Consider the following 21294-nt stretch of genomic DNA (forward strand, 5'->3'; position numbering starts at 1 on the left):
AAACAGCGGATTATTTCTCTAAACTTTTGCTCTGAAATTTTGCTGAACTTTTGATACTTATTTTTTAGTTTCATATTAGGAGCTTATCAGGTTTTTTGATGATTTTGCTTCCTAAGCCCCAAATCATTGAAATAAGAAGGACACAATTTTGAAGCAAGGTTGGGTGTATGTATTGACCAATCAGGGCATGCCCGGTTTGATTAAAATCGGCTTTACCAAAAACCTGCCACAAGAGCGGGCGCGGGCGCTGTATAGTACGGGCGTGGCTTATCCGTTTGAGGTGGCGTATCAGGTGCGCTGCCATCAGTATCCGCAAGTTGAGCGCGAGGTACATGCGCGACTAAGTGACAAGCGGGTCAATGGCGGCCGTGAGTTTTTTGCCTGCTCGGTTGAAGAAGCAGCGCAAGTTATCCGACAATGCGCCGGTAAAAACCTGATTTCAGCGCAAGATTTGCGCACGGGTGAAGTGTGGCAAAATAAACCGGTAAATAAGCCGTCTGAAAAAATAAATGTTCAGACGGCTTCACATCATTGGCGGATTCGTCATTATTTGATTGGTGGCGGCTTGGTTTTGGCTATTGTTTGGCTTGCTTGGTTGGGCTTTCGTGGCGCAGACGAAACGGTCGAATTAAGTGAAGCGAAACAAGTCATAGGTTATGTGCCCGGCAAAATCGGCAAAGAAGACATCAATATCCGTGCTTGCTCATCAACCGAATGCAGCGTAATTTCTGTTTTGCCGGCCAATCAAAAAATCCAAATCAAGCCAAACACGCGCACGGCGAAAAACTGGGTATATGCTGAATTTCAAGGCGATGTGTGTTATCCAGAGCATTATGAGCGTGGACAAGGCTGCCGATCATGGGCGCAGAATAATATTGTCGAAGGTTGGGTCTATGCTAATAATTTGGCCGGACAAAATACCAAACCGGCTAAGCGTTCGGATTCTTTGTTTGATTCGTTATTTTGATGATGCAGGTCTGAGGCCGTCTGAAAATATGCGTTCAGATGGCCTTACAATATTGTTGATAGCGCTCGGCCAAGCCATAAAGAATCACCGCGGTTAAGCCCCAAATATCGTAATGTTGGAAAGGCAACGTCGGCATGGCGATGGTTTTGCCTTGGTGTTGCAGCGGCCGCATTTCGTAATGCTGCAAATTCATCACAAAATCAAACGGCACATAAAACACTTCTGCTACTTCGTCCGGATTGGTTTCAATGTGAGGATTCTCATTAGAAAGCGCGGGAATGGGATGTACTTCATAACCCGATGGCGTGTAGTGCGGCGGCAGAGAGGGGAAGGTTTGCCAAGTTTGCGGCAGAATGCCGACTTCTTCGTGTGTTTCGCGTAAGGCAGTTTGGGTTAAGTTGAGGTCTTGAGGCTCGTAGCGACCACCGGCTAGAGCGATTTGGCCGGTGTGGTGACGCAGTGAGCCGGAGCGGCGGGTAAACAATATCTGCCATTGTTCATCTTTTTTGACCACGGCCAATAAAACCGCCGCCACTTTGCATTCGGCCGGATTGAGAAAACGGTTGCGCAAATTTTGGGTGGAGCTGTCAAACTCGTGCGCGCGCAGCAGGAAATCGGAAAGCGGTCGGGTCATTGGAGGTATCCGTAACGTGTTTACATGATTATATTATAGTCGCTTAAAATAGAAATAAGACAAGGTGGCAGCGATTGCTATGTACGCTGGTAAATAAGGGCGTCGGCAACACGGTATTATTTTTATTTTAAAAGACTATACATTAGGTTTACGGTTGCTTAAATCTACAAATCAGACGGCTTGTGATAAAGTTATGCCTAAACTCAAGGCCGTCTGAACACAGTCGGCGATGTAAAGGAATGATTATGTTTTTTGCCCCTTCCCGTGTCCGCGCTGTGGCTGCAGCGGTGATGATGTTGTTTGCTGTTGAAAGTTATGCGGCCAACGAAATCAAAGTCCAGCCCAAAGCGGCCAAAGAAGTAAAAGAGCTGATTCAGAAAAAAAGCCGCTATACGCCCGAGGAGCGTGAATTAGAGCGCCAGCGTCGTGTAGGCGTGATTGATCGTGCCAATACCGTATTTACCTTATTGGGCGGTGAAATGGCATTGCAAAAAGGTGATGCCGGCACGGCATTGGCGACCTATATGGTGTCGCTCAACCGTACAAAATCTCCGGAAGTGGCCGAGCGTGCCTTAGAAATGGCGGTGTCACTCAATGCGTTTGAACAAGCCGAGATGATTTATCAGAAGTGGCGTGAAATTGAGCCGGTACCGAGTGCGGCACAAAAACGCATGGCTTGGGTACGCGATTTGCTGATGGGCAATGCCGACCAAAAACTAAGTGGCTTGGATGATGTGTTGCACAATGCCACTGAAGAGCAAACGCAGCGTATCTTCTTGCTGCTGGCGCAAGCAGCAGTGCAGCAGCAAGGCTTGGCGGAAAAAGCAGGCAGAGAAGTGCATAAAGCGGCGAAAAAATATCCCAATATGCCGGAAGCGGCGATTGCCGATGTAATTTTCAGCGCGCAAGAAGGTGACGAACGCCATGCGATAGAAGCCATGCAGCGCTTGGCTATGTTGGATGCGGAAATTTTGCCACCGACCTTATTAACCATGCGTTTGGTGGCGCAACGCCAGCCGCAAATGCTCAACCGCTTTTTTGAAGAAACCAATACCGCTTATTTGTCACCGGTGTGGCAGGAGTTGGAAATCAGCAGCCTGATTGCCTCGAGACAGTTGGACAAAGCCTATGTGCGTCTGCAACAATTATTGGCAGCCAATCCGAATGCCGATTTGTATGTTCAGGCGGCCTTATTGTCGGCGAGCCGTAAAGAAGATATTTCGGTCACCGAAAATTATTTGGAAAAAGCCTACAATACCGGCACACGCGAGCAGCAAGGCCACGCAGCGATTATCGGTGCCATGCGTTATGCGGATATGAAAAATTATGCCGATGCCAAAAGATGGGTGAATAAAATCAGCGCGCCGGAATATGCGTTTGATAAAGCGGTGTTGAAAGCTTCGATTGCGGCAGAAGAAGGCAATATGGCCGCAGCCTTAACCGAAGCCCGCCGTGCAGAAAAGCTGCCTGAGCAACAAGGCAGGTTCTTTGGTGCGGCAGAATTGCAGCGTGTTTACCTGTTTGCTTTGGCGCAAAGCGATAAACCGCAAACCGCATTGGCAGAATTGAATCAGATGATGGCTAAAGCCGCCAAACAGCCTGAAGTTGCTGATCGTTTGCCGGATATTCTGTATCAACGTGCGATGGTTTACGAAAAATTAGGCCAGCATGAAAAAGCCATTGCCGATTTGCGCCGCTATAACGATTTGAATCCCAATAGTGCCAGCGGCATGAATGCTTTGGGCTATACTTTATTGATTATGCCTAATAGCAAGCCATATTTCGATGAAGCGTTTCAGTTGATTCAGACGGCCTACCATTTGGAGCCGGAGTCTGCTGCAATTAACGACAGCTTGGGTTGGGCTTATTACCTGAAAGGCGATGCGCAAGCAGCCTTGCCGTATTTGGAATATGCTTATCGTGAGTATCCCGATGCGGAAGTGGCGGCACACTTGGGTGAAGTGTTGTGGCAACTGGGTCAACAAGAGCAAGCCAAACAAATTTGGCGAGATGGTTTGCAAAAAGAGGGTGACAAAGCCTTGTTAAAAGCGACCATGAAACGCTTTGGCGTAGCAGTGCCAAATGCGCAGCCTGCGCGCAAAGCAAAACCTAAAGCAAAATAATACGAGGCCGTCTGAAAATATCGTCGTTTTTAGACGGCCTGACTGAAGTAATTCGGAGTGATGATGACGTTTAAATTATATGTGTCTACTTTGGCAGCCTTGGTATTGGCAGCGTGTGCCCAACCCAATATGCCGCAGCAAAACAGTTGGCCGCAAGCGGATAACACAAGCAACTTTACCGCAGAAGGCCGCTTGGCAGTAAAAATGGACGGTAAAGGTTCGTATGCCAATTTTGATTGGGCGTATCAAAACCAAGTGCAAACCATCAACGTGAATACCCCATTGGGCAATACGGTCGGCCAATTGTGCCAAGATAAGCAGGGCGTATTGGCGGTGGACAATAAAGGGCAGGTTTATCACGCCCAAACCGCAGAACAATTAAGCCAGCAGTTATTGGGCTTTGAATTGCCGGTGCAATATCTGCATATTTGGGCAAATGGTAAACGCGTGGCCGATGCGCCGTATCAATTGCTTTCAGACGGCCGTTTACAGCAATTCGACTGGACCATCAGCCGAACGCTCAATCAGGCAGGCCAAGCACGTGTATTGTTATTGGAAAGCGCGAAATTGAGCGTGCGGCTGGTGTTTGATGAAATGGATACCCAGCCGGAACCGACTGCGCAACAACAATGCGCCGCCCGTGGCTAAGGAGGCCGTATGAACATTCCGCAGCATGCGCAAGCTTTTTTAGCGCCGGCTAAGTTAAACTTGGATTTGCGCATTACCGGCCGCAGAGCAGACGGTTATCACGAATTGGAAAGCATTTTTTGCCTGATTGACTTGTATGACACTGTTTATCTGGCTTTGCGCGACGATGGCCAGATTGTGCTGCACACGCCTGTCGAAGGAGTGACGCAGGAGCAGGATTTAGCCTATCGTGCAGCTGCTGCATTAAAAACGCATACCCAATCTGCCGGTGGGGTGGATATTTGGTTGGACAAAAAGATTCCAATGGGTGGCGGATTAGGTGGAGGCAGCTCCGATGCGGCAATGGTTTTGATGGCGTTAAACCGATTATGGCAATGCGGCTTGAGCGAGCAAGAATTGATTGATTTGGGCGTTACGCTGGGGGCAGATGTGCCGTTTTTTATCTTTGGGCGCAGCGCATTTGCGCGTGGTGTCGGAGAGAAATTAATCGAAATAGATGTGCCAAAACAATGGTATGTTATTGTGAAGCCTGATGTGCATGTGGCAACCGGAAAAATTTTTTCCCATCCACACTTGACACGCGATTCCAAACCAAGCATAATGCCTGCTTTCCAAGCATTACAGCCATTTCGCAATGATATGCAGGCGGTGGTGTTTCAGGAGTATCCTGAAGTTTGGGAAGCTTATCTTGAGATGTCGAAGCATGGTGACGCATTAATGACCGGTTCCGGTGCGTGTATTTTTATTCCATGTCAGCTTCAAGAAGAAGCAGAAAATATATACCAACAAGTTTCTAAAATATATGAAGCATATTGTGTTGAAGGTTTAGCTGTTCATCCTTTGTTTCATGTATAAGTGAACCAGTTGGGGAGTCGTCAAGCGGTTAAGACACTGGATTTTGATTCCAGCATGCGAAGGTTCGAATCCTTCCTCCCCAGCCAAATAAAAGCGTGTAAGTTTTCTTACACGCTTTTTTATGTTGTAAATTGACGAATTTATCTGCTGAATCCTTGGGTTTGTGTCTTATTTTGCGTATAATGTCGGGCTTAACGTCAATGTACACAAGCAGAGGAAAGCAAGATGTTTTCTGAGCAATGTTTGAATCAAAAATCAGGTGAAAATGATATGGCCGCATATGATAGTTTGATGGTATTTACCGGTAATGCCAATCCCGATTTAGCCCAACGTGTTGTGAAACACTTGGATATTTCATTGGGCGAAGCTAATGTAAGCAAATTCTCCGATGGTGAAGTCGCCATTGAATTATTGGAAAATGTACGCGGCCGCGATGTATTCATTCTGCAGCCGACTTGTGCGCCAACCAATGACAACCTGATGGAAATTCTGACCATGGCAGATGCCTTGAAGCGCGCCTCTGCCGGCCGTATTACTGCCGCGATTCCTTATTTCGGCTATGCCCGCCAAGACCGCCGCCCGCGTTCGGTTCGTGTGCCGATTTCGGCCAAATTGGTTGCCAATATGTTGTATTCAGCCGGTATCGACCGCGTGTTGACCGTTGATTTGCATGCCGACCAAATCCAAGGCTTCTTTGATATTCCAGTGGACAATATTTATGCCACGCCGGTTTTGCTCAATGACATTGCCCAGCAACGCATCGAAAACCTGACCGTCGTCAGCCCTGATATCGGTGGTGTGGTGCGTGCGCGTGCAGTAGCTAAAGCGCTGAATGTGGACTTGGCGATTATCGACAAACGTCGTCCTAAAGCCAACGTTGCCGAAGTAATGAACATCATCGGTGATGTTCAAGGCCGTACTTGTTTGATTATTGACGATATGATTGATACCGCCAATACCTTATGCAAAGCTGCTTCTGCACTGAAAGAGCGTGGTGCTGAACGTGTTTTGGCTTATGCAACGCATCCTGTATTCTCCGGTGCTGCCGTAGAGCGCATTTCATCATCTGACATTGATCAGGTAGTGGTAACTGATACCATTCCTTTGTCGGAAGCGGCAAAAAATTGCGACCGCATCCGTCAAGTAACTATTGCTGGTTTGTTGGCTGAAACGGTTCGCCGTATCAGCAATGAAGAATCTGTGTCCTATCTTTTCAATGAAGAAGTGACCACAACCTTTGGTGGTATTTTGCTGCCATAACACTCAGTCGTCTTAAGCTGGTCGCGGCCGATGACGATATTTTTAATCTAATTGGAGTATTTTTATTATGTCATACGAAATTCAAGCTACTGTTCGCGAAGATCAAGGCACTGGTGCGAGCCGCCGCCTGCGTCGCGAAGGTCAAATCCCTGCCATCTTGTACGGTGAAGGCCAAGATGCCGTGGCAATCGCAGTAGACCACAAAACCATGTACTACGCATTGGAAAAAGAATCTTTCCACACTGCGTTGCTCAAATTGATTTTGGAAGGTAAAACTCAAGACGTTATCGTGCGCGATTTCCAGATGCACCCATTCCGTCAACAAGTTCAACACATCGATTTCCAAGCTGTTAAAGCCGATCAAAAAGTCCGCATCCGTGTACCATTGCACGTGGTTAATGCTGAAAACTCACATGCTGTTAAATTGCAAGGTGGCCGCGTTTCTTTGCTGAACACTTCAGTAGAAGTGTACGCTTTGCCTGCTAACATTCCTGCGTTCTTGGATTTGGATTGTTCTGCTGTTGTTGCCGGCGACATCTTGCACTTGTCAGACATCAAATTCCCGGAAGGCGTGGAAAGCGTTTCTCTGAAACGTGATGAAAACTTGGCTGTTGCTACTGTAACTGGTAAAAAACGCTAAGAAAATGTAATAAAAAAGCCCGCACTTGCGGGCTTTTTTATTGTTTACAGAATTGGAGCAGCCTGTTATATCCGCGCAGGCGTTCGTACTGTTACGGCGTACCGTCTTAAACGTACCTATAATTTAAAACGTAGGTACGGTTAGCTTTTTCAAAGCAAAGCCAACCGTACGAATGTCTGAGGCCGTCTGAAATTGTTTCAGACGGCCTCTCCAATGGTTTATTTCTTTTTGTTTGAAATGGGTTCACACTTACCATCGGTAGAAAATGCTGTTGCTGAAGCAGCATCGGAACATCGGTATGCGTTGCCTAAGCTGTCTATCCACATCGCTAAGGTGTAGCCTGTTTCAGATTTAGGCACGGCTGAAATACGGTAGCGGCGACCGGAATCTTTGTTTGCCAATTGTGCCTTGAATGTATATCGGTCGGTAACGGCTTTATCCATACCTTTGACATAATTGTCTTCAAATTTTGCCAATTTATCAGCAATATCCAATGATGGATTTTAACCAATTCAGTTTTGATTTGGTTGTTAACGTTCACTAACTCAGTATGCGCTTGTGCCAAATAGCCACGTTCAATATAACGATTATAAGAAGGCAGGGCGATGGTTGCTAAAATACCAATAATGGCAACCGTGATCATCAATTCAACTAAAGTAAAGCCTTGATTATTTTTCATATTATTCATTCGCTACGTAAGACTGAAGCATAACGACAGTATTATTGTTTTTACCCCATGCTTTGGCAGTAACACGATAAATCATGCTGCCTTGGGAAGTATCGGTACTGATGTATTCGATAATGTATCTTGGGGGTTTTATTTTAACTCCATCTATTTGTTTAATATTGGTCTGTTGTCCATTCTTATCAATACATAATTCTTTATCACAGCTACGTTGCCATGCATTGTCGGTAGCAGATCCTTCAAGTTTTATAAGGCTATCTGTTGAAGGGGTTTTTATATTTTGAGCTAAACAAAGCCCCTGCTTGCAATCTGCTGTAAAGGTTGTGACCTTGTTGTCAAAATCTATAATTTTATTTTCACCTTCACGTAAAGCAGCTTCAGCTAAGCTCATTGCTAATTTACGGTCTGCCTCATTAGTGCTGATACGTTGTTCAGTGTTATAAGATTGCACTGCTGTTACTACTAAAAGCGCAATTACAATCATAATCATCAATACAATGAATAAAGCATAACCTTGCTGAGAAGATTTTTCATGAAAAGAATTTATCAGATTGGTCGGTCGGCGCATGTATTGCCTCCTCTTATTGCGGCGTCAATATTATAAATTTGAACATTATTCTCATTAGAGGCTTCTATATTTTGCCCCCCTTTACCTTTCAATGTAATACGAATTAAAGCCGGAGTAGTAGCCTCATTTTCTGCAGGGTTTGTGCGTAGAGGATCCTTTGGGTTAATTGTAGTGAAATTTTCTTCTTTCGGTGTAGAGGTAGAATCAACTAAAATATTTTCTGGGCAAGAATCTACATAGGTGTATTCTCTTTCCATGGATGTAACATCTTTGATTAGAAGTTGAGGTGCTTCCCAGTTTCCTGAGTCATTTAATTGGAAACGGTACAAGCCCTCTTGCTCACCAAATTTTCCAACTGCATAGGCTACAACCATATGCCTAAGGATAGAAATGGATCCTTTATTATCCTCACCTATTTCTTTAGAAAATGTATCGCTGGCATCATTCAAATTATTGTTAATAGGTTTATAAAGTCTATTGCAACTACTGAAAACAGCAACGTTTTTATTAGGAGCGGTGTCATCAATACCATACTGAAAAATGAGTATGGTGCTATCGGCGTTTGGGCTAAACCCTGGAGAATTAATTGTAGTAACTTCGACGATAGGAATCATTCCTTTATCTGTTGCGTTGCTTGCCAAATTAAATGGAGCTTTGCTTTCATCTTTTATAATAGCTGATGGAGGATAGTTAACCATATTAAAACAGCCAAAACTTCCTGCCATACGTGCATCGCGGACTAATAAAGTTGAAGCATGGCGTAAATCTTGTTGCACGCTTAATCGAGAAGTTGCTGCATTATTGAGGTTGCGGGCGGTAAAGTAGGTTGAAGTAACGGCCATTAAAACAATCATGCTTAATGCGCTGGCCACCAAAAATTCAATCAGGCTGAAGCCTTGCATTTTAGGTGGGTGATTAAAAGTAGGGCGTTTATTTTTCATTGTTATTCCGTAACGCGTGATTGATGGGTGTAAACTATATAATTTCCTGATGTAATTAAGCTTTTATTTTTTTTGTTTTCTTCATTATCCTCTTCTTCTTCTGCATCGGCTAGCCATAAAACTTTAATAACGGTATCTCCGCTGCCACTACACTCCCACTTAGGAGTTGGGGAAGCGTATGTTGGCGCTTTACCAGAGTCATCACGGCAAATCACAAAGAAAACTTGTTTGTCAGGAAAAGCAGATAATAATGCTTGACGAAATTCTTCAATTTGAGATATTGCAAAATTATCTTTACTTTCTATACCAGAGGACTTTTTCTTATCAGTAGTTAGATAATGGTCATAAGATTTTTTAACTACTCGCTCTACTTCATTGCCTGAAATATCTGTCTTGGATTCAACTGATAAAACCGGATTAATTAACATGCCTTCAATCATATTTTGCGTGATTTGAGAAACGATAGTTTGCGTTTCCCCTTCACGAACGCTGGAAACGGCGCGCAACTGTACAGAAAGTAAGGCAAGAATGCCGATGGCCAAAACAAACATGGAAATCAAGACTTCAATCAAAGTCATACCTTGTTGATTGGCTTTCAGACGGCCTTGCTGCTGAGCAGAAAAGAGTAATGTCGTTGTTTTCATCATTGTTATTTTTCGGAATATTGGCAAATATCACGCGAGTCGGATTTGGCGCAGATTTCTACACGGCCGCTGCCGTCGATAAACAATACGGTAGAGCGGGCTTTTTTATCATTATCGCTGCTTGCACGGGCATCAGTTAAGATAATTTGAGTGTAACCGCTAGGTGTCGGGAAATTGTCTGTCGCAGTAGGAGATTTATTCCAACGTACAAAATTACCGTTAGGTAGGAAAGTCCAGCGGACGTTGCTATCGGTGGTTTTGCTGCCGCTAAAGGGGTAAGCATAATAGCTATGGGTTATGCGATCATTATCTTTACTGTTTAAGATGATAGCGCGTAATTGAATATCGGTAGAAGTGCGTTGATATTGTTTGTTTTTATCGGTATCGGCAAAAGCCATCAAACCTTGGTTACCGAAACTGGCATTACAACTACCATTAGATTTGCCATCTTTTTTAATTTGAACCGGACAAACATAAACTGGAATATTTAGACGAACGGCTTCGCTGCGGGCGAAGCGCAGAAGATTGGCGATTTGTTCCGCATTGCTGGCCACGCGGCGCGATGCGATCCATTGGCTCATGTTGGGAAGGGCGATGACGGCCATGATTGCAATGATGGCAATCACGACCAACAGTTCGATAAGGGTAAAACCTTTTTGTTTGGCGTGCATGAGTATCGGTAAGTTTGGCGGAAGTTTATCGGTAATGTATGGTAATGCTTGGTTTTATATTTGTTTATATGCGTGTTACGCGTATTTCATTCTAAACGATATTGCCAAGTATTGCCTAATAAAATATGAAAAACGCTTAGTTTGGCGGGGGAATCTGTCTCAATCTTCCATCAATGCAGACTCGGGAACGTAGGCGGCATTGTCAAACTTGGTAAATTGCCCCATCCAAGTGAGGTGGACTTTGCCTGTTGGGCCGTTACGGTGTTTGCCGATGATGCATTCTGCCAAGCCTTTAAGCGGCGATTCAGGATTGTAGTACTCGTCGCGATACATAAACATAATCAAGTCGGCATCCTGTTCAATGGCGCCGGATTCGCGCAAGTCGGACATCATCGGGCGTTTGTCGGTGCGCTGCTCAACGGTACGGCTAAGCTGTGACAGGGCGATCACCGGCACTTGCAATTCTTTGGCCAAGGCTTTGAGTGAGCGGGAAATTTCTCCCAGTTCGGACGCGCGGTTGTCGGAGCGGCCGGAGCCGGACATCAACTGCAGGTAGTCAATCACAATCAAGCCCAGTTTGCCGTTAAACTGGCGTGCCAAGCGGCGGGCGCGGGCGCGCAACTCGAGCGCGGTCAAACCCGGTGTTTCGTCGATATACATCGGCGCGTTGGTGAGTTTAATCACGGCTTCGTTGAAATTGAGCCAATGCTGGTCTTGCAGATTACCCGTTTTCAAAACCTGCTGATCGACGCGGCCGACGGAGCTTAACACACGCATCACCAATTGCGCCGCGCCCATTTCCATCGAAAAGACGGCAACGGGTAATTGTGCTTCAACGGCAACGTGTTCGGCAATGTTGATGGAAAATGCGGTTTTACCCATAGACGGGCGGCCGGCGACGATAATCAAATCGCCCGGTTGCAGGCCGGAGGTTTTTTTGTCCAAATCGATAAAGCCGGTGGATACGCCGGTGACTTCTTCGGGGTTTTCACGCGAATAGAGCATGTCGATTTTGGCGACGACTTCATCCAATACATCGGGCATGCTTAAAAAGCCTTGTTTGGATTTAGCGGTACTCTCAGCAATTTGGAACACTTTGTTTTCGGCTTCGTCGAGCAACTGCCCGGCATCACGCCCCTGAGGATTGTAGGCGCTGCGGGCGATTTCGGTGCCGACTTCAGCCAATTGGCGCATGATGGAGCGCTCGCGCACGATTTCGGCGTAGCGGCGGATATTGGCGGCAGAAGGGGTGTTTTGCGCGAGGGTAATCAGGTAATTGAAACCGCCTGCTGATTCGAGCTCGTCATTGCGCTCTAAGGCTTCCTGCACGGTAATGACGTCGGCTGGACGGCTTTCGTTGATCAGCATGGCGATGGCACGGAAAATCAGGCGGTGCTCGTGGCGGTAGAAGTCTTCACCGGTAACGACATCTGCGATTCTGTCCCATGCTGCATTTTCCAAAAGCAGACCGCCCAAAACCGATTGCTCGGCTTCCATCGAATGCGGCGGCAAGGCCAAAGCCGTGACTTCACGGTCTTCAGACGGCATGTCAAGATAATCGTTCATGGCGTTTCATCCCCAAAAAATGCTTTGAATAAGAGACTGCTATTATATCGTAGTATAAGTTTAATTGGTTTTTTAAAGCCGATACGGGTAGAATAAGGGACGTTACCTTTTCAAGGGTAATGCACACGACCAAAAGATAATTCATATATCAATAAATAGGAGTATCAACATGGAACACAAACTGCCTGAATTGCCATACGCTTTGGACGCTCTGGAGCCACATCTGTCTAAAGAAACGCTGGAATACCACTACGGCAAACACCATCAAACCTACATCACCAATCTGAACAACCAAATCAAAGGCACTGAATTTGAAGAAATGTCTTTGGAAGAAATCGTGAAAAAATCTTCAGGCGGCGTGTTTAACAACGCAGCCCAAACTTGGAACCACACTTTCTACTGGTTGGGCTTCACGCCTAAAGGCCAACAAAAACCTGCCGGCGAATTGGCTGCGGCTATTGATGCCAAATGGGGCAGCTTTGAAGCATTCCAAGAAGCATTCAACGCTTGTGCGGCCGGTACGTTTGGTTCAGGCTGGGCTTGGTTGGTGAAAACCCCAGCCGGTGAATTGGATTTGGTATCGACTTCTAATGCAGCGACTCCGTTGACCACTGAAAACACCCCATTGCTGACTTGCGACGTGTGGGAACATGCTTACTACATCGACTACCGCAACAGCCGTCCTAACTACCTGAAAGGTTTCTGGGAAATCGTGAATTGGGATGAAGTGGCGAAACGCTTTGCTGCTTAATGCTGATTGATAGATGATAAATTAAGGCCGTCTGAAACTTTCAGACGGCCTATCTTATTACCGCAAATCAATATTCCTGCTCAATCGTATAGCTTGGCTGCTGAATAGTATAAGGTGCAGGTGTTTCATGTGCATTGCCGTATTCATCAATGGTGATGTAGCGCGGCTGCGACGTGGTTTGAGTCGGATGGCTTGTTTGGTAAACAGTCGGTGTATTTGACTGATAAGAATAAGGGCTGCTTTGCGGCTGGCGATAAGTCGGTTGCTCGGCAGCTTTCTCTTGCCGCTTTTCTTTGCGCGATTTTTTCTTTTCTTTTTTATCGTCATCATCATCGCCATCAGGGATGGCCGCGTCAATCAATGCGCCTGTGCCTTTGACCGCTAATTTGCCGGCAGTCAGAACAGTTGTGGCGGCTAAATCGGCAGCCGCGCCTACCACGCAACCGCTCAAGGTAAACGATACGATGAGCGGCAAAATCAAGGTATTGAGTTTCATCACTTTTGGCACCCGCAATGGTCGTCGTGATCATGGCTGCCGCAACCGGCTACTGCTTCGTGCCAAGCATCGTCGTCGCCGTCAAATTCTTCTACTTCGTCAAATTGGCCGTCTTCGACCAAAGCCACCAGCTCGGCCAAGCTGTCGGCACCTTCCACCCAGAAACACGGAATATCAGGCGGGGTATCCGGTGCCAAGAGGGCAGCGATGCCTTCGTGCCACGCAATCCAATAGCCGTTGGCTGTTTCAATAAATTGCGCATCTGGATGGATGGTTTCGTTTTCAGTGCCGATGAGCATGCGTTCGGCGATTTCTGCTTGGAAAGGTAAGGTTTGCATATCTGCTTTCTGTTTATCAGAGAATATCAGTCGCTATTGTAATAGGCCGTCTGAAAAATACAGCCGCACTTTCATGCGGCTGTATGGGTGATAACCACGGACATCGTCCCGTTAAAATTATTCTTCGTCGTTTGATAATACAAAACGGTAAATTGCCGCACCGATGGCGCCACCGATAATCGGAGCCACCCAGAACAGCCACAATTGTTCAACAGCCCAACCGCCTTGGAACAAAGCCACGCCGGTAGAACGAGCAGGGTTAACCGAAGTATTGGTTACCGGAATGCTGATCAAGTGAATCAGGGTCAAAGCTAAACCGATGGCGATTGGCGCGAAACCGGCTGGTGCGCGGCGGTCGGTCGAACCCATGATGATGATTAAGAAGAATGCGGTCAATACCACTTCAATCAGCAAAGCAGCCATCATATCGTAGCCGTTTGGCGAGTGTTCGCCGAAGCCGTTGCTGGCGAAGCCTGAAGCCGCAGCGTCAAAGCCTGCTTTACCTGAAGCGATGCAATACAATACGCCGGCTGCTGCAATCGCACCAATCACTTGGCAAACGATGTAAGGCAACAAATCTTTAGCGTTGAAACGGCCGCCCACAAACAAGCCCACAGATACCGCAGGGTTGAAGTGGCCGCCTGAAATGTGGCCAACTGCATAAGCCATGGTCAAAACAGTCAGACCAAATGCCAGAGATACACCGGCAAAACCGATACCCAGTTCCGGATAAGCTGCTGCCAAAACCGCGCTACCACAGCCGCCGAAAACCAGCCAGAATGTGCCGAAGAACTCAGCAAAATATTTTTTCATTTCATTTCCTTTCTGAGGAATGAGGTGATTATCATCGAAGCGCATGATAAGTAAATTAGCGTAAACTTGGGAAACAGGTTTACGTTATTTTTCAGGCTTTGACAAAACTAGACCATTGAAATTATGAAAAGAGACATTAAAAACCACTAAATCCTAAAATTTGCCGTTTATCTATTTGTAATATATATAGAGAATTTTATGGTTAATTCATTAATATCCGTTGCGTTTTATCCCTGATTGCAAGCATTATTCAGGCGGCCTTTTTGCTATAATGATGCGTTCTCAAAATTATGCCAAGGCCGTCTGAAATGCAAGTCATCCAATACGACAATTCACCTTTCAAACTCCATCAGCCGTTTCCGCCCGCAGGCGACCAGCCCACGGCGATTGCCGGCTTGCTGGAAGGGCTTTCAGACGGCCTTGCTTATCAAACCCTGCTTGGTGTGACCGGTTCGGGCAAAACCTACACCATGGCCAATGTGATTGCCCAAAGTGGCCGTCCGGCCATCATTATGGCGCACAACAAAACGCTGGCCGCCCAGCTTTACGCCGAAATGCGCGAATTTTTTCCCGAAAATGCGGTGGAATATTTCGTGTCTTACTATGATTATTACCAGCCCGAAGCCTATGTGCCGAGCCGTGACTTATTCATTGAAAAAGATTCGGCGATTAACGAACACATCGAGCAAATGCGGTTGAGTGCCACCAAAAACCTGATGACGCGCAACGACGTGATTATCGTCGCCACCGTGTCCGCGATTTATGGTATCGGCGACCCGACTGAATACAAGCAAATGGTGTTGTCAGTGAAAGAAGGCGACACACTCGAGCAGCGCGACATCATTTCTACGCTGGTATCGATGCAGTATGAACGCGGCGAAATGGATTTCAAACGCGGCTCATTCCGTGTGCGCGGCGATGTGATTGACGTGTATCCGGCGGAAAGCTCAGAAAGCGCGTTGCGCATCAGCTTGTTTGACGACGAAATCGACCGACTGGATTTGTTCGATCCGCTTACCGGCGGCAATCTGCAACGGGTGGGGCGCTACACCGTGTTTCCGAGCAGCCATTACGTTACCCCGCGCGACACCGTGTTGCGAGCTTGCGAAGGCATCAAAGAAGAATTGCGCGACCGCATTGAATTTTTTGCCAATGAACAACGCCCCGTCGAGCAGCAGCGCATCGAACAGCGCACCCGTTTCGATTTGGAAATGCTCTATGAAATGGGCTTTTGCAAAGGCATTGAAAACTACAGCCGCCACTTTTCCGGCAAAAAAGAAGGCGAACCGCCGCCAACCTTGATGGATTATCTGCCCGACAACGCCATCATGTTCATCGACGAAAGCCACGTGACCGTGACCCAAATCGGCGGCATGTACAAAGGCGATGCATCGCGCAAACAAAATCTGGTCGATTACGGCTTCCGTCTGCCTTCCGCCCGCGACAACCGCCCGCTTAAATTCCATGAGTTTGAAAAAATCATGCCGCAAACCATCTTCGTGTCCGCCACACCGGCCAAATACGAAGAAGAACACGCCGGACAAGTGGTTGAGCAAGTAGTACGCCCGACCGGCTTGGTCGATCCGATTATCGAAATCCGTCCAGTCGGCACGCAAGTCGATGATTTGTTATCCGAAATCAACGAACGCATCAAAAAAGGCGAGCGCACTTTAGTCACCACGCTCACCAAACGCATGGCCGAGCAGCTCACCGATTATTACAGCGAGCTGGGCATCAAAGTGCGCTACCTGCATAGTGACATCGACACCGTCGAGCGCGTGGAAATCATCCGCGATTTGCGCTTAGGCTTGTTTGACGTTTTGGTCGGCATCAACCTGTTGCGCGAAGGTTTGGACATTCCCGAAGTGTCGCTGGTCGCCATTCTCGATGCCGACAAAGAAGGCTTCCTGCGCTCACATCGCAGCCTGATTCAAACCATCGGCCGCGCCGCTCGTAACGTCAACGGCTTGGCGATTTTGTATGCCGACAAAATCACCGATTCAATGCGCGCCGCCATCGACGAAACCGAACGCCGCCGCGAAAAACAGATTAAATTTAACGAAGAACACGGCATCGTGCCGCAACAAATCAATAAAAAAGTCAAAGATATTATCGATGGTGTATATAGTGATGAAAATGACAGCAAAGCCAAAGGCCGTCTGAAAAACAAAGGCAAGGTGAAAGTCGGCGAGATTCACACCGAAGAAGATGCGATTAAAGAAATTGCCAAGCTGGAGAAACAGATGCAGCAAGCGGCTAGGGATTTGCAGTTTGAAGAGGCAGCGGTCTTGCGGGATAAAATCCGTACCATTAAAGAAAACTTGTTGTTTGGAGCGGAGTAATCTAAGTAGGTCGGATACTTGTATCCGACATTTTCTTTCGTTGCGGAAACGTTTGCTCAAGACACAAAATTGTCGGATTCAGGAATCCGACCTACGATAAGTTAAATGGGGAATCATCATGCAATACCGCCGTGTTTATCACGCAGGTGGTACATATTTCTTCACGGTGGCCACGCATCAACGCAAACCTATTTTAACCGATGAAACGGTACGCGTTGCATTACGCCAATCTATCTTAACGGTACGCGAAAAATATCCTTTTGAAATTTTGTCATGGGTGTTATTACCCGATCATATGCACACCATTTGGCGATTACCTGAAAACGATGTTAATTTTTCGGAGCGTTGGCGGCAGATTAAGCGACAAAGCCAATATTTGGTGGGGAGTCATGTGAAATTGTGGCAAAACCGTTTTTGGGAGCATTTAATTAGAGATGAATTGGATTTTGCCCAACATTTCGATTATGTTCATTTTAATCCTGTGAAGCACGGCTATGCCGCTCAAGTCGCTGATTGGGAATTTTCTACTTTTCATCGTTGTGTAAAGCAAGGCATTTATCCGTTGAATTGGGGCGGTGGAGATGTTGAGCTTGCGCTTGATTATGATGATTAAACTTGTAGGTCGGATACTCGTATCCGACATTTGCTTGTGGTGCGTAAATATTTGTTTTCTGAACAAAAGTGTCGGATTCAAGAATCCGACCTACAAGGAAGCTTATCTCACTATTGCCATTGATTGTGTTTAAGCACTCAACCTAAAACAAAAGGCCGTCTGAAACATATCTGTTCAGACGGCCTTGTTTTATGGTGAAACCTAAAACTTATTTCGCGGCGGATGCGGCGGCAGAAGCCGGTGCGCTGGCCGGTGTATTGCTTGGCATAGAAGCAGCAGAAGCAGCTTGAGGCATGGCGGCGCTGGCTGCTTGTGAGGCCGGTGCTGAAGCAGGTTCACTGGCCGGAGCCGGTGTGGCTTTGGGTTTGTCATACGCAGCCGGTTTGTCGGCTACGCTGCCGCCGAATGTGGTTTTAAACCATAAAACGATGCTGTCCCATGTGCGGCTGAACCAGCTGCCTTCGGCAACGCTGTTGAGCGCGAGCACGTCTTTTTCGGCCACGACTTCGTTGTCTTTCATCAGCTTAAGTTTGCCTAAGATTTGGCCTTTTTCAATCGGCGCCAAGACGGGCTGCACGGTTTCTAAGATTGGTTTCAGGCTTCTGCCGGTGTTGTGCGGAATGGTGATGTAGGTTTCATCGACAAAACCGATGTTCACGGCGTTGACTGCGCCTTTATACACTTTGACTTGCGAAATGGCTTCGTTGGCGTTGTAAAGTTTAGGGGTATCAAAGGCTTGCAATGCCCAGTTTAACAATTTGCCGCTCTCGGCTGCGCGTGCTTCGATGGATTCGGTACCGACCACAACGGATACAATGCGGCGGCCGTTGCGTTTGCTGGAAGCGGCCAAATTGTAGCCAGCACTTTCGGTATGGCCGGTTTTCAAGCCATCGACATTCGGGTCGCGGTAGAGCAGCAGGTTGCGGTTGGGTTGCTCAATATTGTTGTATTTAAACGATTTAATCGAGAATACGGGATAGTATTTCGGGAAATCTTTAATCAATGCGGCCGACAATAAAGCCAAATCGTTGACGGTGGAAACGTGGCCGTCTGAAGGCAGACCGGTCGGGTTGTTGAAATGGGTGTTGTTCATGCCCAAGAGTTTGGCTTCTTCGTTCATTTGTTTGACGAATTCTTCCACCGAGCCGTTGCCCATGGCTTCGGCCAAGGTGATGGCGGCATCGTTGCCGGATTGAATCACCATGCCTTTAATCAAGTCGCTGACGCTGGCCGGCACATTCGGGTTGAGGAACATACGCGAGCCTTCGATTTTCCAGCCTTGGTCGGACACGGTCAGCATTTGGTCGGCTTTTAAAGTGCCATTTTCCAAGGCTTTGAAGGTGAGGTAGGCGGTCATCATTTTGGTTAATGATGCCGGCTCGATTTGGGTATCGAGATTGTTGGAAGCCAAAACTTGGTTGCTGTATAAATCTTTGACGATAAAGGCGGTGGCGGCGATTTCCGGCGACGTGGTCGGGCTGTTGATGCTCGGCATCAAGATTTCCGGTTGCGCGGCAGAAGCGGCTTGGTCGGCCGGTGCGGATGCGGGATTAGCGGCAGGTTGCGGCGCGGCCAAGGCATGGCTGCTTAATAAGGCGGCTAGGGTCAGGCTGAATAGCGTTTTTTTCATAACTTGGGTATATCAATATTCGTTGGCGTAATGCGTAAAAAAGGCCGTCTGAAAAGCTGAATCGTGAGTTGTGCAAGATTGAATGGCAACAACTGGCTAAAAAAATCAGCAGGATAGAAAGCTGAATATTCAGACGGCCGCTAAAGGACAGCCGCACATTATACCGATTCGGGCTTGATTTGCTAAGATTTTTCTTGCGTTCAGACGGCCTGAGGGGTATGGTTTTACCTTTTCGCTGTTTTGTTGACAAAGTTTGACGAAGATTTTGACGGCGATGGCTTAATTATTTTGTAAACGATTGATTCTAATAGATACCCCATGAACACTCGCCCTTCTTATTCCGATTATCTGATTCGTATTTTGACCGCTTCTGTGTACGATGTTGCGGTGGAAACCCCGTTGGAGCCTGCCCGTGGTTTGTCAGGCCGTCTGAACAACAATATCCTGCTCAAGCGTGAAGACTTGCAGCCGGTGTTTTCATTCAAGATTCGCGGCGCTTACAACAAAATGGCCAAATTATCCAAAGAAGCCTTGGCCTGCGGCGTGATTGCGGCTTCGGCGGGCAACCATGCGCAAGGTGTGGCATTGTCGGCACACCGTTTGGGCTGTCGTGCGATTATTGTGATGCCGGAAACTACGCCGCAAATCAAAATCGATGCGGTTAAAAACCGTGGCGGCGAAGTAGTGTTGAAAGGCGTGTCGTATAACGATGCTTATGATTACGCCATGGAATTGGTAAAAAAAGACGGCTTGACCTACATCGCGCCGTTTGACGATCCCGATGTGATTGCCGGACAAGGCACGGTGGGCATGGAAATCGTGCGCCAGCGTGCGGATAAAATCGATGCCGTGTTTGTGCCGATTGGCGGTGGCGGTTTGGCGGCCGGTGTGGCGGCGTTTATCAAACAAGTTCGCCCCGATATTAAAGTGATCGGCGTGCAAACCGATGATTCCTGCTGCATGAAGCAATCGATTGAAGAAGGTAAAATCGTGCCGCTGAAAGATGTCGGCCTTTTTTCAGACGGCACGGCGGTAAAAGTGGTGGGCGAAGAAACTTTCCGCTTGTGCAAAGAATTGCTCGATGGCGTGATTACTGTCGATACCGATGCCATTTGTGGCGCGATTAAAGATATTTTTGACGACACACGCAGCATTATGGAGCCTGCCGGTGCGCTTGCTTTGGCCGGTTTGAAAGCCTACATCGCCCGCAATGGCGTGCAAAACCAAACCTTGATCGCCGTGACCAGCGGCGCCAACATGAATTTCCACCGTCTGCGCCACGTTTCTGAGCGCAGCGAACTGGGTGAGGGCAACGAAGGTATTTTCGGGGTGACGATTCCGGAAGAACCGGGCAGCTTCCGCAAGTTTATCGATTTGCTGGGCAACCGCAATATCACCGAATTTAACTACCGCTACGGCAATGACGACAAAGCCCATGTGTTTGTCGGCCTGCAAACCGCCGGTTCACGCGATTTGGCGACCATTCACGCGCAGCTTAACGATGCCGGTTTGCCGAATGTGGATTTGACCAACGATGAAATTTCTAAAATCCACATCCGCTACATGGTCGGCGGCCGCACCGATAAGGTGAAAAACGAACGCTTGGTTAGCTTTGAGTTCCCTGAGCGCCCGGGTGCATTGGCGCGCTTTTTGAACCACATGCAAGGCGGCTGGAACATTACCTTGTTCCATTACCGCAACCACGGCGCGGATTACGGCCGCATTTTGGTCGGCATTGACGTGCCGCCTGCTGATGAAGCCGCGTTTAACGAATTTTTAGACAGCTTGGGTTATGTTTATCAAGACGAAACGGATAACCAAGCCTATCAATTATTCTTGGCGTAAAAAACAAAGGCCGTCTGAATGTTCAGACGGCCTTACATTCGCCTAACAAGTGCAATTTCCAATAACAGAAAAGGCCAGTATGCGGTAGTATACTGCCTTTCCTGACAAGAAAGATTGCAATATGGCCTACACACAACTGACCTCACACCAAAGATACTACATTTCCAGACATTACCGCAACCTACCCCTAAACCAAATCGCACAGAACATCGGTTGTCATCCCGCCACCGTCAGTCGGGAAATCAGACGGCATTCCGTCAACGG

The 21294-nt window shown here is 47.3% G+C and carries 22 protein-coding genes, 1 tRNA gene and 2 pseudogenes; 12 read left to right on the forward strand and 13 right to left on the reverse strand.

All coding sequences use genetic code 11. The annotated features are described in order from the left end of the window. A pseudogene (locus CRG49_RS07910) lies at window positions 1–74 on the reverse strand (IS1595 family transposase); the annotation flags it as partial. Between the two features lie 74 nt (window positions 75–148). Here CRG49_RS07910 and CRG49_RS07915 point away from each other — a divergent pair. After that, the gene (locus CRG49_RS07915; protein WP_095502753.1) at window positions 149–967 is read left to right on the forward strand and encodes a GIY-YIG nuclease family protein; all 819 of its coding nucleotides are present in this window, start codon (window positions 149–151) and stop codon (window positions 965–967) included. Window positions 968–1001: 34 nt separating this feature from the next. Here the strand turns inward: CRG49_RS07915 and CRG49_RS07920 are convergent, their stop codons facing one another. After that, the gene (locus CRG49_RS07920) at window positions 1002–1601 is read right to left on the reverse strand and encodes a CoA pyrophosphatase (protein WP_195714690.1); all 600 of its coding nucleotides are present in this window, start codon (window positions 1599–1601) and stop codon (window positions 1002–1004) included. A 245-nt stretch (window positions 1602–1846) separates the two neighbouring features. Between CRG49_RS07920 and CRG49_RS07925 the strand changes: the two genes are divergently transcribed. From CRG49_RS07925 to CRG49_RS07950, 6 genes are all read left to right on the forward strand, one after another. Then, entirely contained in the window at window positions 1847–3724 is a 1878-nt protein-coding gene (locus CRG49_RS07925; RefSeq protein ID WP_095502752.1) for a tetratricopeptide repeat protein, read from the forward strand. A gap of 63 nt (window positions 3725–3787) precedes the next feature. Further along, entirely contained in the window at window positions 3788–4372 is a 585-nt protein-coding gene (gene lolB, locus CRG49_RS07930; protein ID WP_095502754.1) for a lipoprotein insertase outer membrane protein LolB, read from the forward strand. Between the two features lie 9 nt (window positions 4373–4381). Further along, window positions 4382–5227, forward strand: a complete 846-nt coding sequence (gene ispE / locus CRG49_RS07935) for a 4-(cytidine 5'-diphospho)-2-C-methyl-D-erythritol kinase (protein ID WP_095502751.1) — start codon at window positions 4382–4384, stop codon at window positions 5225–5227. A gap of 10 nt (window positions 5228–5237) precedes the next feature. Next, window positions 5238–5313, forward strand: a tRNA-Gln gene (locus CRG49_RS07940). A 184-nt stretch (window positions 5314–5497) separates the two neighbouring features. Continuing rightward, window positions 5498–6487, forward strand: coding sequence for a ribose-phosphate pyrophosphokinase (locus CRG49_RS07945; RefSeq protein WP_095503778.1), 990 nt, complete (start codon window positions 5498–5500; stop codon window positions 6485–6487). A 67-nt stretch (window positions 6488–6554) separates the two neighbouring features. Then, entirely contained in the window at window positions 6555–7127 is a 573-nt protein-coding gene (locus tag CRG49_RS07950) for a 50S ribosomal protein L25/general stress protein Ctc (protein ID WP_095503776.1), read from the forward strand. A gap of 218 nt (window positions 7128–7345) precedes the next feature. Here CRG49_RS07950 and CRG49_RS13770 read toward each other — a convergent pair whose 3' ends face one another. From CRG49_RS13770 to dnaB, 7 genes and pseudogenes are all read right to left on the reverse strand, one after another. Next, the gene (locus CRG49_RS13770) at window positions 7346–7621 is read right to left on the reverse strand and encodes a PilX family type IV pilin (protein ID WP_304528865.1); all 276 of its coding nucleotides are present in this window, start codon (window positions 7619–7621) and stop codon (window positions 7346–7348) included. Window positions 7622–7755: 134 nt separating this feature from the next. Then, a pseudogene (locus tag CRG49_RS13865) lies at window positions 7756–7815 on the reverse strand (prepilin-type N-terminal cleavage/methylation domain-containing protein); the annotation flags it as partial. Further along, window positions 7808–8380 (reverse strand): PilX N-terminal domain-containing pilus assembly protein, encoded by a 573-nt coding sequence (locus tag CRG49_RS07960; protein WP_095503774.1) that lies wholly within the window; start codon window positions 8378–8380, stop codon window positions 7808–7810. The gene CRG49_RS07960 and the pseudogene CRG49_RS13865, both read right to left, overlap by 8 nt. Then, entirely contained in the window at window positions 8359–9321 is a 963-nt protein-coding gene (locus CRG49_RS07965; RefSeq protein WP_095503773.1) for a PilW family protein, read from the reverse strand. The genes CRG49_RS07960 and CRG49_RS07965 overlap by 22 nt, the downstream gene beginning before the upstream one ends. Window positions 9322–9323: 2 nt before the next feature. After that, entirely contained in the window at window positions 9324–9968 is a 645-nt protein-coding gene (gene pilV / locus CRG49_RS07970) for a type IV pilus modification protein PilV (protein ID WP_229436967.1), read from the reverse strand. 2 nt (window positions 9969–9970) lie between these two features. After that, on the reverse strand, window positions 9971–10636 hold the full coding sequence (locus CRG49_RS07975; RefSeq protein ID WP_095503772.1) for a GspH/FimT family pseudopilin: 666 nt from the start codon (window positions 10634–10636) through the stop codon (window positions 9971–9973). A 159-nt stretch (window positions 10637–10795) separates the two neighbouring features. Further along, window positions 10796–12202 carry a replicative DNA helicase gene (dnaB, locus tag CRG49_RS07980; protein ID WP_095503771.1) on the reverse strand — a complete coding sequence of 469 codons (1407 nt, stop codon included), beginning with the start codon at window positions 12200–12202 and terminating at the stop codon, window positions 10796–10798. A gap of 169 nt (window positions 12203–12371) precedes the next feature. Here dnaB and CRG49_RS07985 point away from each other — a divergent pair, with 169 nt between their 5' ends. After that, window positions 12372–12953: a superoxide dismutase gene (locus CRG49_RS07985; protein WP_095503770.1), complete on the forward strand. Its 582-nt coding sequence runs from the start codon at window positions 12372–12374 to the stop codon at window positions 12951–12953. A gap of 67 nt (window positions 12954–13020) precedes the next feature. Here CRG49_RS07985 and CRG49_RS13870 read toward each other — a convergent pair whose 3' ends face one another. The 3 genes from CRG49_RS13870 to aqpZ all read right to left on the reverse strand — a co-directional run bounded on the left by CRG49_RS13870 (window position 13021) and on the right by aqpZ (window position 14600). Next, the gene (locus CRG49_RS13870) at window positions 13021–13449 is read right to left on the reverse strand and encodes an NF038104 family lipoprotein (RefSeq protein ID WP_195714691.1); all 429 of its coding nucleotides are present in this window, start codon (window positions 13447–13449) and stop codon (window positions 13021–13023) included. Further along, window positions 13449–13787 carry a general secretion pathway protein GspG gene (locus tag CRG49_RS07995; protein WP_095503769.1) on the reverse strand — a complete coding sequence of 113 codons (339 nt, stop codon included), beginning with the start codon at window positions 13785–13787 and terminating at the stop codon, window positions 13449–13451. The genes CRG49_RS13870 and CRG49_RS07995 overlap by 1 nt, the downstream gene beginning before the upstream one ends. Before the next feature lie 117 nt (window positions 13788–13904). Continuing rightward, complete coding sequence (gene aqpZ / locus CRG49_RS08000) at window positions 13905–14600, reverse strand: aquaporin Z (protein WP_095503768.1); 696 nt, start codon at window positions 14598–14600, stop codon at window positions 13905–13907. A 308-nt stretch (window positions 14601–14908) separates the two neighbouring features. Here aqpZ and uvrB point away from each other — a divergent pair, with 308 nt between their 5' ends. Both uvrB and CRG49_RS08010 read left to right on the forward strand, forming a co-directional pair. Continuing rightward, a complete protein-coding gene (uvrB, locus tag CRG49_RS08005) occupies window positions 14909–16942 on the forward strand; it encodes an excinuclease ABC subunit UvrB (protein WP_095503767.1) in 2034 nt (677 codons plus the stop codon). A 118-nt stretch (window positions 16943–17060) separates the two neighbouring features. Beyond that, window positions 17061–17555, forward strand: coding sequence for a transposase (locus CRG49_RS08010; RefSeq protein WP_095503766.1), 495 nt, complete (start codon window positions 17061–17063; stop codon window positions 17553–17555). Window positions 17556–17763: 208 nt separating this feature from the next. On the opposite strand, the gene CRG49_RS08015 is transcribed toward CRG49_RS08010, so the two are convergent. Beyond that, window positions 17764–19185, reverse strand: a complete 1422-nt coding sequence (locus CRG49_RS08015; RefSeq protein ID WP_095503765.1) for a D-alanyl-D-alanine carboxypeptidase family protein — start codon at window positions 19183–19185, stop codon at window positions 17764–17766. Between the two features lie 318 nt (window positions 19186–19503). On the opposite strand from CRG49_RS08015, the gene ilvA reads away from it, so the two are divergent. Together ilvA and CRG49_RS13875 are read left to right on the forward strand one after the other, a co-directional pair. Continuing rightward, on the forward strand, window positions 19504–21030 hold the full coding sequence (gene ilvA, locus CRG49_RS08020; protein WP_095503764.1) for a threonine ammonia-lyase, biosynthetic: 1527 nt from the start codon (window positions 19504–19506) through the stop codon (window positions 21028–21030). Window positions 21031–21151: 121 nt separating this feature from the next. After that, on the forward strand, window positions 21152–21294 hold a 143-nt coding region (locus tag CRG49_RS13875; RefSeq protein WP_157807900.1), incomplete at its 3' end, for a helix-turn-helix domain-containing protein.

It is taken from the genome of Neisseria sp. N95_16 (assembly GCF_002551535.2).
Classification (GTDB): domain Bacteria; phylum Pseudomonadota; class Gammaproteobacteria; order Burkholderiales; family Neisseriaceae; genus Neisseria; species Neisseria brasiliensis.